The sequence below is a fragment of the Microbulbifer sp. SE14 genome (assembly GCF_059834885.1).
This window is the reverse complement of sequence record NZ_JCBAJA010000009.1, coordinates 155,829-169,913: the sequence shown is the minus strand read 5'-3', so window position 1 is coordinate 169,913 and position 14,085 is coordinate 155,829. Positions and strand designations below refer to the sequence as shown.

Genomic DNA, 14,085 nt, shown 5'->3' with positions numbered 1-14,085 from the left:
GTCAGTGGTCAGTGGTCAGTGGTCAGTGGTCAGTGGTCAGTGGTCAGTGGTCAGTGGTCAGTGGTCAGTGGTCAGTGGTCAGTGGTCAGTGGTCAGTGGTCAGTGGTCAGTGGTCAGTATTCTAACCACCTAAAGTTTCGGAGTTCACGTCGAGGTCCGGGACGCTCCGGGTGGCACTGCGCTAGGCCCTGCTGGCGGTGGTTACCTGGCAAATATTTACCGATGAGGTTTTTTGCCAGGTAACCACCGCCAGCAGGGCCGCTCGAAGCCGCCTCACTCCGACATTGCCAACCCCCGTGAACTCCGAAGCTTGAGTAACCACCGACCATTCATCTACCGGGCGCGCTTCAACAGCAACCAGCCCACCGCAAAACAGAGCAGTATCGGCAGCAACACGGCGATAAACGGCGGGAAGCCGAACACCACTGACGAAGGGCCGAGCATGTCCTGCAGTGTCTGGAAGACGATGCCGACGATAACGCCGGTAAAGACGCGCAGGCCGGTGGTCACTTCCCGCAGCGGGCCGAAGATAAAGGAGATGGCCACCATCACCAGGCTGGCGATGGTCAGCGGCTGCAGCAACTTTTTCCAAAACTGCAGCCAGTAGCGGCCGGAATCCTCGCCCTTGCGGTCGAGGAAGTTGCCGTAGGACCAGAGGTTGCGCGGCGACAAATCCGCCGGCAGCGGCACCACCAGGGAGAAGAGTTCCGGTGAAATATCCGCCTGCCACTCGCTCCGCGCAGTCGCCTCGCTCAGGGCGCGCTCGGCGGTAAAGGTGGTGGCGCGGTTGTTCTCCAGTACCCACTTGTCGCCGGTGAAGTGGCCGAGTTCGGAGAATTCCACCCGCTGCAGTTCCCGCTCATCGCCGAAGCGGTAGCGGGTGACACCGTAGAGCTCGCCGCTGGACAGCGCCGCATTGAAGTGCACGAACTCGCCGCCCTCCCGGATCCACAACCCCTCTTCCAGGCCGCTGCCCTCCAGCTCGCCCAGGGCCATGGCCCTGCGGTTTTCCGCGGTCTGGTTGGTGTGCGGAATCACGAATTCCGCCAGCGCCAGCCCCAGCACGATCAGCAGCATGACCGGTTTCATCACCGCCCAGGCGATGCGGCCGATGGAGACGCCGGCGGCGCGCATCACGGTCAGCTCGCTGGTACCGGCCAGGGTGCCCAGCCCCACCATACAGCCCACCAGCGCCGAGAAACCCAGCTGCTCGTAAACCCGCTGCGGCAGCGTCCAGAGCACATACTGCAGGGCATCGGCAAACTGGTAGTCACCCTCCAGGTCGCCCAGCTCATCGATGACCGCGAAGATCACATCCAGGCCGATCAGTACCATCAGCACCGCGCCGACGGCCAGCGCCACAGTGCGGCCGATATAGGTATCCAGCTTACGCATTGCCGGCCTCCCGGGGCTGTGAATCGACGCGCTTCGGTCGGCGCCTCCAACTGCTCCCGCCCAGCATCAGCAGGCCGAGAATCAGAAACGGCGGGTGCACCAGCCAGATGGCCGCCGGGTTGGCGATCTTGCCGTCCTCGACGGCGCCGCGTACCCCCTGCAGAATCATCAGGTAGGTGATGTACAGCAGTACCGCCGGGATCATTTTCGCGTAGCGGCCCTGGCGGGGGTTGGTACGGGACAGGGGCACCGCCAGCACCGCCACCACCAGCACCAGCACCGGCAGGCTGAAACGCCAGTGCAGGTAGGCCCGCTCCACCGGGTTGTCGCTGCGCCACAGGTCCAGGGTCGCGGCGGACTCGATGCGGTCGCGCCAGCGACTGCGGGCCTCGGGAATTTCCAACTGCACCTCGTAGCTGGAGAACTTCATCAGGCGGTAATCCCGCTGACCCGGAACGCCCTCGTAGCGGTAGCCGTCGCGCAGTACCAGGTAGCGCAGCCCGGTATCCGGGTCTATCTGCTGCACCCCCTCCCGCGCAACTGTGACGATCTGGTGGTCTGTCTCCGTCTCCGCGCGGGAGGAACCCAGCTCGGCGAGGAAGACATCGTACATGGTGGACTTGTCCTCGCTGAGGGAATCCGCGTAGTAGACGGCCCTGTCCCCCTCGGTGGCAACAAATTTCTTCGGCACCAGGTGATCGAACTCGTTGCGCGACTTGTCCGCGGTCAGCAGGCCAGAGGAGCGCTCCATGCCGGTGGGCGAGAAATACAGGCTCATGGCCGCCACCACCAGCGCGACGATAAATGCCGGCGCCAGGGTGTATACCAGCAGGCGCCGCTCGCTGAAACCGCAAGCGTGCAGTACCGTCATTTCACTCTCGATATACAGGCGGCCGTAGGCGAGCAGAATGCCGACGAACAGGCCCAGTGGCAGCACCAGCTCCAGGAAGCCGGGCAACCGGTAGCCCATCAGGGAAAAGAGAATATTTGCGGAGAGGTCGCCCGCCGCCGCGTCCGCCAGGTATTTCACGAAGCGGCCGCTCATCACCATCAGCAAAAGAACAGCGCTGACTGCCAGCGTGGCGAAAAGCAGCTCGCGGCAGAGGTAGCGGAAAATAATCACAGGACGAATGAATTCCTTGGCGACAGTGATGCGGTGAATTCTGGATCAAAAAATGAGCAAGTCGCGCCCCCGTACAGCAATCCGGCGGCTCAGGGGTTAAACTTTGCGGCGCATTATCGCCAAATTATTACGCGATGTCTCGAACAGCGGGGCATCGAATTCCGTTTAAGTGAAAGGAAAAGGAATTATGCAGTTCTCTGCCAAGGTCTCCGATATCAGCAAGCAGCGCAGCGCCTGCGCCATTATCGCCGTCGACTCCAAAAACCGCCTCAGCGCCAGCGGCAACGCGCTGGATGAGGCCTGCGGCGGCACCATCGGCAAGATACTCAAGCGCGGCGACCTCGGCGGCAAGCTGGCCAGCACCCTGGTGCTCAACCTGGTGGAGGGCCCGGCAGAGCGCGCACTGCTGGTGCGCGCGGGTGACGGCGTGCTCAGCCAGGCCGACTTCCGCAAGCTGGCCCGCAACAGCGCCGGCGCCGCCAAGGGCTTCAAGGACGCCTGCAGCTACCTGACCGAACTGGAAGTAGCCGATGCCGAAGCCGCCTGGCAGGCCCAGCAGTTGGCCCTGGCCGCCGGCCTCGCCGCCTACAAATTCACCCGCTGCCTGAGCGACGCCAAGGGTAATCCGCTGGCAAAATTCACCGTGCATGCACCGGAGCGCAAGCAGTTGAAGGCGATACAGCGCGGCGTCGACATAGGTGCAGCCCAGGCCGTGGGCAGCAATGTGGCGCGGGAGCTCGGAAACCTGCCGGGCAACATCTGCACCCCCGGCTACCTCGCCGCCGAAGCCCGCGCACTGGCGAAAAAACATACAAAGCTGACCACCACAGTGCTCGACGACAAGAAGATGCAGTCCCTGGGCATGGGCGCCTTTATGAGTGTGGCCAAGGGCAGCGACCAGCCGCCGGCGCTGATCGCCATGCAGTACAAGGGCGGCAAGGCGAGCGACAAGCCGGTGGTGCTGGTCGGCAAGGGCATCACCTTTGATACCGGCGGCATCAGCCTCAAGCCAGGCCTGCAGATGGACGAGATGAAGTTCGACATGTGCGGCGCCGCCAGCGTATTCGGCGTCATGCACGCCCTGCTGGAACTGCAGCCGGCCATCAACGTGGTGGGCCTGGTGGCCGCCGCGGAGAATATGCCCAGCGGCCGCGCCAGCAAGCCCGGCGACATAGTCACCTCCATGTCCGGCAAGACCATCGAGATACTCAACACCGACGCCGAGGGCCGCCTGGTGCTCTGCGACACCCTGACCTACGCCGCCAAGTACAAGCCGGAAGTGGTGATCGACGTGGCCACCCTCACCGGCGCCTGCGTGATCGCCCTCGGCAACCACGCCACCGGCCTCTACGCCAATAAGGATGAACTGGCGAAGGAATTGCTCGCCGCCGGCGAGCGCACCGGCGACCGCGCCTGGCATATGCCGCTGTGGGACGAGTACCAGTCCTCGCTGGACTCCAACTTCGCCGACATCCAGAATATCGGCGGCCGCGAGGCCGGCTCGGTCACCGCCGCCTGCTTCCTGGCCCGTTTCGCCGAGGACTATACCTGGGCACACCTGGATATCGCCGGCAGCGCCTGGAACTCCGGCGCCAACAAGGGCGCAACCGGGCGGCCGGTGCCGCTATTGGTGGAGTACCTGTTGGGGAAATAACCCGGGAGCGCAGAGCTGAAAATTCCAGCTCCGCGCACGGGCCGCAGGCCCGCCCCCGGGACTCGCAAAGTGTGTAGGTTGGGGGGAGTCCTGCGACCAATTTGCCGGGAGCAAATTGGGACGCCGCAGGCGCCCGAAGGGCGAGCGCAATGGATGGCGCGAGTCAACCCCAACATCGCCCGCGGCACCCGTTGGGCTTCGCTGCGCTCAGCCCAATCTGCACCAACACAGAACGCCGATACATATATGTTATGACCCGAATAGATTTCTACGTACTCTCTTCCGACCAACGCCAGGAAGCCGACATCTTCGCCTGCCGCCTGGCGGAAAAGGCCTACCGCGCCGGCCTGCGCGTGCTGCTGGCGGTGGACGACAAGGAGCGCGCCGAGCAGCTGGACCGGCTGCTGTGGACCTTCCGCGAGGACAGCTTCCTGCCCCACGCTCCCCAGGGCGCCGGGCAGGGCACGGCGGTGGAGATCAACTGCGGCGAGGAGCCGGGGCTGCACCACGGCCTGCTGATCAACCTGTGCAGCGAGGTACCCGGCTGGTTCAGCCGCTTTGAACGGCTGGCCGAAATCGTCGTGCAGCAGCCGGAAGTACTGGCGCGCTCACGATCACGCTTCAGCCACTTCCGCGATCGCGGATATCCGTTACAATCCCACAAGATCAACTGACACCTATTCACATACGGTAAGCAACCACTCACCCAGCCATGTCCGGTCGAAAGAGCAAAAACAAGCAGCGCGGACACCAGCGTGGGCAGCCCTCCGAACTGCTCGACGAGCTGAACTCCCTGCGCGACCTCCTCGGCACCGACGACATTGGCGATATCCCCCTGCTCGACCGGGTTGCCGAGCCCGGCGGGTCCCGACCGGCCTCCGCCCCCCTGAAGCCAGCGCGGGTGTCGCGTCCGCCGGTACAGGCGCCCCGTCCACCACAGCAGAAGCCGCTGGACGAAATTGATCTGCCGATCCTCTTCTCGCCGGTGGACGAAGAGCTGCCCGATGACTACCGGGCCGAACTCAACGAGTCCGACCGCGCACTGCTGCGCCCGCTGCAGGACCTGCCCACCACCGGCAGGGAACCCTCGGCTTCGTTGAAAGAGCCCTCAGCGCCATCAAAAGAACTCTCAGCGCCATCAAAAGAGCCCTCAGCGCAAAAAAAAGAGGAGCCTTCTACCCACAAAGAAGAACAGCAGGGGGAGCTGTTCGACCAGCCGGAACCGGGCCCGGTAAAGGAAAACCCCTTCCTGCCCGCCCATATCCGCGCGCGCCTGACCGGCGGCCGGGTGCCGAAGACTGAAGAACTCCAGCAACAGGAGCCCCGGGTCGAGGAGCCCCCAGCCCCCGAAGAGGCTCCCGAGCCCGTACCGCCCATCGAGGAGGAGACGGTACCGCAAGCCGCGCTGGACGCGGAGGAAACCGCTCCTGAGCCCGAGCCCAAGGCGGGGGAAACCGAACTCACCGAGCGCGCGCTCCAGCGCCAGCAGCTGATCGACCGCCTGGTGGCCAAGCAGCTGCCGGAACTGGAGCGCCAGCTGCGCGCGCGCATCGAGCAGATGGTCGACGAGCTGGAAGCCAGCAGGGGCTGATCCCGCCAGCGGCCAAACCCGCCTTTTGCCGCCCTGAGCCGGGCGGTATAATTCCCGCCTTTTTGGCGCAGCCAGATGGATTGCCGCACTATTCTGTGCCGAAACCGTGCCCAAGCCGCGCCCGCAGTCAGTCAACACAAGGTTCTACACCCGCATGGACAAGACATACCAGCCCAACGCCATAGAACAGCAGTGGTACAAGACCTGGGAAGAGAACGGTTACTTCAAGCCCAACGGCGACACCCAGGCCAAGCCCTACTGCATCATGATCCCGCCGCCGAACGTCACCGGCAGCCTGCATATGGGCCACGGATTCCAGGAGTCCATCATGGACGCGCTGATCCGCTACCACCGCATGCAGGGGGACAATACCCTCTGGCAGGTGGGCACGGACCACGCCGGCATCGCCACCCAGATGGTGGTGGAGCGGCTGCTGGCCGCCGAGGGCAAGTCCCGCCACGAACTGGGCCGCGACGAGTTCATCGACAAGGTGTGGGAGTGGAAGGAAGAGTCCGGCGGCACCATCACCCGCCAGCTGCGCCGCCTCGGCGCCAGCCCCGACTGGTCCCGCGAGCGTTTCACCATGGATGACGGCTTCTACAAGGCGGTGCAGGAAGTCTTTATCCGCCTGTACGAGGACGGCCTGATCTACCGCGGCAAGCGCCTGGTGAACTGGGACCCGAAGCTGCACACCGCCATCTCCGACCTGGAAGTGCTGAACGAAGAGGAACAGGGCCACCTGTGGCACTTCCGCTACCCGCTGGCGGACGGCTCCGGCCATCTCGTCGTCGCCACCACCCGCCCGGAGACCATGCTCGGCGACACCGCCGTGGCCGTGCATCCGGAAGACGAGCGCTACAAGCACCTGATCGGCAAGACCATCAAACTGCCGCTGGCGGAGCGCGAAATCCCGATCATTGGCGACGACTATGTCGACCGCGAATTCGGCACCGGCTGCGTCAAGATCACCCCGGCCCACGACTTCAACGACTACGAGATGGGCCAGCGCCACGACCTCGAGATCATCAACATCCTCGACGCCGACGCCAACCTGAACGAAAACGTGCCGCAAAAATACCGCGGCATGGAGCGCTTCGCCGCCCGCTCCCAGGTGGTCGACGACCTGGACGCCCTGGGCCTGCTGGAAAAGGTCGAGCCCCACACCCTGAAGGTTCCCCGCGGCGACAGATCCGGCGTGGTGATCGAGCCCTGGCTCACCGACCAGTGGTACGTGAAGACCCAGCCGCTGGCCGAGGACGCCATCAAGGCGGTCGAGGACGGCCGCGTCAACTTTGTGCCGAAGAACTACGAGAACATGTACTTCTCCTGGATGCGCGATATCCAGGACTGGTGTATCTCCCGCCAGCTGTGGTGGGGCCACCGCATTCCGGCCTGGTACGACGCCGAGGGCAATGTCTACGTCGGCCGCAGTGAGGTGGAGGTACGTGAAAAGCACAACCTCGACAGAGACGTCGTCCTGCGCCAGGACGACGACGTGCTCGACACCTGGTTCTCTTCCGGCCTGTGGACCTTCGGCACCCTCGGCTGGCCCGAGGAAACGCCGGAACTGCAAGCCTTCCACCCGACCTCGGTACTGGTGACCGGCTTCGATATCATCTTTTTCTGGGTCGCGCGCATGATGATGCTGACCCTCTATTTCAGGAAGCAGGTACCCTTCCACACCGTCTACGTACACGGCCTGGTGCGCGACAGCCACGGGCAGAAGATGTCCAAGTCCAAGGGCAACGTGCTGGACCCCATCGACCTGATCGACGGCATCGACCTGGAGAGCCTGGTGCAGAAACGCACCACCGGCATGATGCAGCCGCACCTGAGGGAAAAAATCGAAAAGCAGACCCGCAAGGAATTCCCCGAGGGCATCGCCGCCTACGGCACGGACGCACTGCGCTATACCTACTACTCTCTGGCCTCCACCGGCCGCGATATCAAATTCGACGTGGGCCGCATCGAGGGCTTCCGCAACTTCTGCAACAAGATCTGGAACGCCTCACGCTATGTGCTGCAGAACTGCGAGGGCCACGACTGCGGACAGGACGGCAGCGGCGATTTCGAGCTGAGCCTGGCCGACCGCTGGATCATCTCCCAGCTGCAGAAAACCGAAAAAACCGTGCGCGAGGCGATGGATAGCTATCGCTTCGACCTCGCATCCCAGGCCCTGTACGACTTTATCTGGGGCGAGTACTGCAGCTGGTACCTGGAGCTGTCCAAGCCGGTGCTCTGGGATGAGGGCGCCTCCGATGCGGTCAAGAAAGGCACCCGCCGCACCCTGATCCGCGTGCTGGAGACGGTGCTGCGCCTGACGCACCCGCTGATGCCCTTTATCACCGAGGAGATCTGGCAACGGGTCAAGGACCTGGCCGGTGCTGCCGGTGATACCATCATGCTGCAGCCCTACCCGGAGCCCAACGAGCACCGTATCGACAGCGAAGCGGAAGCGGCCATCGCCTGGCTGAAGCAGGTGATCGAGGGAGTGCGCAATATTCGCGGTGAGATGAAGATCCCTGAGGCGAAGAAGATTCCGCTGATCCTGCGCAACGGTTCAGATCGCGACAGGGAGCTGCTGGAGCAATCCCACAGCCTTTTGGTCAAGCTCGCCAAGCTTGAATCCATCACCTGGCTGGAAGCCGGCGAGTCCGCCCCCGCCTCAGCCACCGCGCTGATGGGCGATATGGAACTGCTGGTACCCATGGCCGGCCTGATCGACGTGCAGGCGGAAAGCGCGCGCCTGCAGAAGGAGATCGACAAGCTGGCGAAGGAGCTGGGCCGCGTCGAGGGCAAACTGCAGAATCCGAAGTTTGTCGACAAGGCACCGGCCGAAGTGGTGGCCAAGGAAAAAGAAAAGCTCGCCGATATGCAGAGCGCACAGGCGCGCCTGCAGCAGCAGCTGGAGGAAATCGGCAGGCTTTAATGGCGCGTATTAAGTTCCGCGACACAATGAAAAAGGGGCCTTGCGCCCCTTTTTCACCAGGTACGTCCCTGCGCCTCACCCGCTCGCGGGCGGCCTGCGGCTGTGCGAAACGGCAACCCGTGCCGTTTTTCCATTTCCGCAAAAATTCTGTGACGTTCAATATCACAGAAGCTACATGCATAAAAACCATTCGATTAAGAAGCAATCGTTCCTTATCCTCACTGGCGCTATCCCCGTCAAAGATTTATAAATCAGGCAATGTTTCGCTTTATATCGCGCGCCAAATAATTTTCGCGCCAATGCCGAACAAAAATAACAAGTAAATTTGCGTCAAACTTTTCCGCGCCGACGGGAAAATTCTGTAACCAACACCAAATCAGAGGTTCCTTTTTACACCGTTGTATCAGTGATGGACCCGGGCCCGCGCCCGCCAGCAGATCGGGGAGAGAGAAGTTGAACTACCCAGCCCAGTTCGACCCTGAGGTATGGCCACTAATCGTCTACGGCCTCGCCGTATTCGCTTTGATCGCACTGATGCTGGGCCTTTCGCACTTCCTGGGCCAGCGCCGGCGGGATGCCGCCACCGATGAGCCCTTCGAATCCGGAATCATATCCCAGGGCAGCGCGCGGCTGCGTCTCTCCGTCACCTATTACCTGGTTGCAATCCTGTTTATCGTCTTCGACCTTGAAGCCATCTACCTGTTCGGCTGGGCCATTGCCTTTCGTGAGACCGGTTTGCTGGGATTTATCGAAGCGACTATTTTCATAGTGATACTGCTCGCTGGCCTGATCTACCTGTGGCGCCTGGGCGCACTAGACTGGGGCGGAAGGCAGAAGAGCCTGATGGAAGCCGGGGAAGATCGACAATAAAAACCGTTATCAAAAAAACAGGGAAGCACTATGCGCTGGCAGTTAACCAAAGCGGACGACCTGATTGCGGCGAGCGGTAGGCGCACTGAAGAAGAAATTTTTTCCGAGGAAGTCAAAAAAAACATCCTGCTCACCAAACTGGAAGACCTGGTGGCCTGGGGCAGGGCCAATTCCCTGTGGCCCTTCAATTTCGGCCTCTCCTGCTGCTATGTGGAAATGGCCACCGCCTTTACCAGCCGCCACGACATCTCCCGCTTCGGTTCCGAAGTCATCCGCGCCACGCCGAGACAATCCGACCTGATCGTTATCTCCGGCACCGTCTTTATAAAAATGGCTCCCGTGCTGCAGCGTCTCTACGAACAGATGGTGGAACCGCGCTGGGTCATCTCCATGGGTTCCTGCGCCAATTCCGGCGGCATGTACGACATCTACAGCGTGGTGCAGGGGGTGGACCGCTTCCTGCCGGTGGACGTCTATGTGCCCGGCTGCCCGCCGCGCCCCGAGGCACTGATGCAGGGGTTGATTCTGCTGCAAAAGCAGGTAGCCAGGGAGCGCCGCGGAATCAGCTGGGTGGTGGATGATCACGGCCCGCGCCGGATAGAGCGCCCCAGCCTGCGCGATGAGAGCCGTGAAGGACGTATGAAGGCTGACCGGCTGCGTTCACCCGATACCGTCTAACCAAACCTCCCCTGTAGGAGCCTGCTTGCAGGCGAACAGGAACAGAGCTCTGTGTCCATCCACCTGCAGGCAGGCTCCTACGGAGCACGGGTATCAAGGAAGTTATAAAAAACAACCACTAGCGGAAACCTGATGAGCAACGTAATCGCAAAAAGCGTTTACACGGAAACTCCCTACCGCGCAGAGGCGGAGGCCTTTATCGGCGACCTGCGCAGTGAGTACGACCAGGACAACTACTGGCTGCAGCCAGACTGCCTGGATATGCCCACCCTGTGGCTGGACCAGCAGTCCCTGTTGCCGCTGCTGCGCTTCCTGAAATCGGAAATCTCCCGCCCCTTTGCGATGCTCTACGACCTGACCGCTATCGACGAGCGGCTGCGCCTCAACCGCGGCAAGGGCGAACTCAAGCAGCCGCAGAGCGATTTCACCCTCGTCTACCAGCTGCTGTCGGTGGAGCGCGACCTGTTTGTACGTATCAAGGTGGCGCTACCGGAATCGCGACTGTCCGTGCCCTCTGCCACCAGTGTCTGGGCCGCCGCCAATTGGTACGAGCGGGAAGTATGGGACCTGTTCGGCATTGAGTTTAGCGGTCACCCGAACCTGCGCCGCATCATGATGCCGTCCACCTGGCAGGGGCATCCGCTGCGCAAGGATCACCACGCCCGCGCCACCGAAGTGGATCCCTATACCCTGACACAGGAAAAACAGCGGGCGGAACAGGAGGCGCTGCTGTTCAGGCCGGAAGAATGGGGCATGGCCCGCGCCAGTGACAGCTCAGAATTCATGTTCCTGAACCTGGGGCCCAACCATCCCAGCGTACACGGCGTATTTCGCGTCGCGTTACAACTGGACGGCGAGCAGATAGTCGACGCAGTGCCGGATATCGGCTACCACCACCGCGGCGCCGAGAAGATGGCCGAGCGCCAGGCCTGGCACACCTACGTGCCCTACACGGACCGTATCGACTACCTCGGCGGGGTAATGAACAACCTGCCCTATGTGCTGGCGCTGGAGCAGCTGGCCGGCATACAGGTGCCGCCGCGGGCGCAGACGATTCGCGTGATGCTGTGCGAACTATTCCGCATCGCCAGCCACCTGGTGTTCTACGGCACCTTCGCCCAGGACGTGGGACAGATGTCGCCCGTCTTCTACATGTTCGTCGACCGGGAAAAGCTCTTCGGCATCGTCGAGGCGATCACCGGCGGACGTATGCACCCGGCCTGGTTCCGTATCGGCGGTGTGGCCCAGGACCTGCCCCGGGGCTGGGACAAAATGGTGCGCGAATTCCTCGACTATATGCCCGCGCGCCTGCGCGAGTATGAGGGCATGGTGATCAAGAACAAGCTGCTGCAGAAACGCACCCGCGGCGTCGGCGTCTACAACACTGCCGAGGCGCTGGAATGGGGCGTCACCGGTCCCGGCCTGCGCGCCACCGGGCTGGAGTGGGACCTGCGCAAACGCCGGCCCTACAGTGGCTACGAGCAGTTCGAGTTCGATATCCCCACATTCGACGGTGGCGACTGCTTCGACCGCTGCCGGGTGCGCGTCGAGGAGATCTGGCAGAGCCTGCGTATCATCCGCCAGTGTCTCGACAATATGCCCCCCGGCCCGCACAAGTCCGATCACCCGCTGACGACGCCGCCGCGCAAGGCGCGCACTATGCAGGATATCGAGACACTGATCCAGCACTTCGTCAACAACAGCTGGGGGCCGGTCATGCCCGCCGGCGAAGTCTGCTATCCCGTCGAGGCCACCAAGGGCCTGAACAGCTACCAGATTATCAGCGACGGTGGCACCAACGCCTACCGGACAAGAATTCGCACGCCGTCTTTCCCGCACCTGCAGATGATTCCGCTGATATCCCGCGGACTGCTGGTAGCGGATCTGATCGCGATTATCGCCAGCATCGATTTCGTCATGGCGGATGTGGACCGATAGGGCTAATAGTTGGGAATAGCTTATGTCCAGCATTTTCGAACCGGAAGTCATAGAAGTAATGGAGCACAGCAACGCGGGCGAAGAGTCTGCCGAAGCCAGATTGAGTGACGCCGAGAAAGCCGAAATAGACCGCGAGTTCTCCCATTATGAGGACAAGGCTTCCGTGGGCCTGGAGGCGTTGCGCATAGTGCAGAAGCACCGCGGCTGGGTTTCCGACGAGAGCATGCAGGCGGTATCCACCTACCTGGGTATTCCCGTCGCGCAACTGGAGAGCCTGGCCACCTATTTCCAGCTGATCTTCCGCCAGCCGGTGGGCAGGGAAGTGATCCTGCTGTGCAAGAGCGCCAGCTGCTGGATCATGGGCTGCACGAAACTGCAGAAACACATCGAACAGAAGCTGGACATAAAGCCCGGAGAAACCACGGAGGATGGGATATTCACCCTGCTGGAAACCCCCTGCCTGGGCGACTGCGACAGGGCACCGGTAATGATGATCGGCGAGGAGATGCATCGCAACCTCACCGAATCCAGCGTCGACGAAATCCTCGATAGCAAGACCAATCAGAATAGCCATGCTGAACCAAAACCTGAGTAAGCCGCTGACCAAAAACATAGGCCCGCAGAACATCGCCGCGGATATAGGCCGCTACCGGGAAAATGGCGGCTACCGCGGCTGGCGCAAGGCGCTGGACACGACGCCGGGAGATATTGTCAACCTGGTCCAGGAAAGCGGGTTGCGCGGTCGCGGCGGTGCCGGCTTCAACACCGGCCTCAAATGGAGTTTCGTTCCCCGCGGCGAGGGCAGCCCGTCGGTCAAATACCTGGTGTGCAACGCCGATGAAATGGAGCCGGGTACCTTCAAGGACCGGCTGCTGATGGAACGGGATCCGCACCTGCTGATCGAAGGCATGGCCATCGCCGCCTACGCCATAGAGGCCCGCACCGCCTATATCTTTATCCGCGGCGAATACCACCTTGCGGCGGCGCGTCTGGAACGGGCGATCGCCGAAGCCGAGGAAGCGGGCCTGCTCGGCTCCAATATCCAGGGCAGCGACTACAGCCTGGAAATACACCTGCACCGCAGCGCGGGCAACTATATCTGCGGCGAAGAGACGGCACTGCTGAGCGCGCTGGAGGGCCGGCGGGCGATACCCCGGGCCAAACCGCCCTTCCCCCAGGTCAGCGGCCTCTGGGGCAAGCCCACGGTGGTCAACAATGTGGAGACCTTCTGCAATATCCCCCACCTGATCGATCTGGGTATCGACTGGTACAAAAGCCTCGGCCGCGGCGAGGACGCCGGCAGCAAGCTGTTCGGTGTCAGCGGCAAGGTAAGGAACCCCGGCACCTGGGAGCTGCCCATGGGCACCCCCATCCGCGAGATTATCGAGAAACACGCCGGCGGCATGCAGGACGGCCTGCAATTGAAGGGCCTCCTCCCCGGCGGCGGCTCCACCGATTTTCTCGGCCCCGAGCACCTGGACCTGCCGATGGACTATGACGCCATCGGCAAGGCCGGCAGCCGCATGGGCACCGGCACCATCATAGTCCTGGACGACCATACCTGCCCGGTGGGCCTGGTTCTGAACCTGACACAGTTCTTCTCGCGGGAATCCTGCGGCTGGTGCACACCCTGCCGCGACGGCCTGCCCTGGGCGGTAAAAATCCTGCAGCGCATCGAAAACGGCGAGGGCGTCCCGGAGGACCTGGAGCTGCTGCGGGAACAGGCGCAGCGCATGGGTCCCGGCAACACCTTCTGCGCACTGGCCCCCGGCGCGGCTGAACCGATACAGAGTGCGCTGAAATTATTCGAGCAGGATTTTATCGATCACATTACAAAGGGCTGCTGCCCCTATATATGAATTCTCGGGACTCGGGAAAGAATACCAGAGCCAGATGCGAAGGTCCTG

Annotated in this window: 11 protein-coding genes; 9 read left to right on the top strand and 2 right to left on the bottom strand. The window is 62.3% G+C overall.

The features are described from left to right. Positions 1 to 333: 333 nt before the first annotated feature. Positions 334 to 1,395, bottom strand: a complete 1,062-nt coding sequence (lptG, locus tag AC6R19_RS09020; protein WP_500579470.1) for an LPS export ABC transporter permease LptG — start codon at positions 1,393 to 1,395, stop codon at positions 334 to 336. Continuing rightward, the gene (lptF, locus tag AC6R19_RS09015) at positions 1,388 to 2,518 is read right to left on the bottom strand and encodes an LPS export ABC transporter permease LptF (protein WP_500579469.1); all 1,131 of its coding nucleotides are present in this window, start codon (positions 2,516 to 2,518) and stop codon (positions 1,388 to 1,390) included. Before lptF ends, lptG begins: the two co-directional genes overlap by 8 nt. A 187-nt stretch (positions 2,519 to 2,705) precedes the next feature. On the opposite strand from lptF, the gene AC6R19_RS09010 reads away from it, so the two are divergent. The 9 genes from AC6R19_RS09010 (at position 2,706) to nuoF (ending at position 14,037) form a co-directional block, all read left to right on the top strand. Then, on the top strand, positions 2,706 to 4,172 hold the full coding sequence (locus tag AC6R19_RS09010) for a leucyl aminopeptidase (protein WP_500579468.1): 1,467 nt from the start codon (positions 2,706 to 2,708) through the stop codon (positions 4,170 to 4,172). Between the two features lie 251 nt (positions 4,173 to 4,423). Continuing rightward, a complete protein-coding gene (locus AC6R19_RS09005; RefSeq protein WP_500579467.1) occupies positions 4,424 to 4,846 on the top strand; it encodes a DNA polymerase III subunit chi in 423 nt (140 codons plus the stop codon). 38 nt (positions 4,847 to 4,884) lie between these two features. After that, positions 4,885 to 5,763, top strand: a complete 879-nt coding sequence (locus tag AC6R19_RS09000) for a hypothetical protein (protein ID WP_500579466.1) — start codon at positions 4,885 to 4,887, stop codon at positions 5,761 to 5,763. 154 nt (positions 5,764 to 5,917) lie between these two features. Next, entirely contained in the window at positions 5,918 to 8,692 is a 2,775-nt protein-coding gene (locus AC6R19_RS08995) for a valine--tRNA ligase (protein ID WP_500579465.1), read from the top strand. 453 nt (positions 8,693 to 9,145) lie between these two features. Continuing rightward, a complete protein-coding gene (gene ndhC / locus AC6R19_RS08990; RefSeq protein ID WP_500579464.1) occupies positions 9,146 to 9,562 on the top strand; it encodes an NADH-quinone oxidoreductase subunit A in 417 nt (138 codons plus the stop codon). A gap of 30 nt (positions 9,563 to 9,592) precedes the next feature. Continuing rightward, positions 9,593 to 10,240, top strand: a complete 648-nt coding sequence (locus AC6R19_RS08985; RefSeq protein WP_500579463.1) for a NuoB/complex I 20 kDa subunit family protein — start codon at positions 9,593 to 9,595, stop codon at positions 10,238 to 10,240. A gap of 132 nt (positions 10,241 to 10,372) precedes the next feature. Continuing rightward, positions 10,373 to 12,178 carry an NADH-quinone oxidoreductase subunit C/D gene (gene nuoC / locus AC6R19_RS08980; protein WP_500579462.1) on the top strand — a complete coding sequence of 602 codons (1,806 nt, stop codon included), beginning with the start codon at positions 10,373 to 10,375 and terminating at the stop codon, positions 12,176 to 12,178. 22 nt (positions 12,179 to 12,200) lie between these two features. Then, positions 12,201 to 12,773, top strand: a complete 573-nt coding sequence (gene nuoE / locus AC6R19_RS08975) for an NADH-quinone oxidoreductase subunit NuoE (protein ID WP_500579461.1) — start codon at positions 12,201 to 12,203, stop codon at positions 12,771 to 12,773. Next, the gene (nuoF, locus tag AC6R19_RS08970; RefSeq protein ID WP_500579460.1) at positions 12,751 to 14,037 is read left to right on the top strand and encodes an NADH-quinone oxidoreductase subunit NuoF; all 1,287 of its coding nucleotides are present in this window, start codon (positions 12,751 to 12,753) and stop codon (positions 14,035 to 14,037) included. Before nuoE ends, nuoF begins: the two co-directional genes overlap by 23 nt. The last annotated feature ends 48 nt before the right edge of the window (positions 14,038 to 14,085 follow it).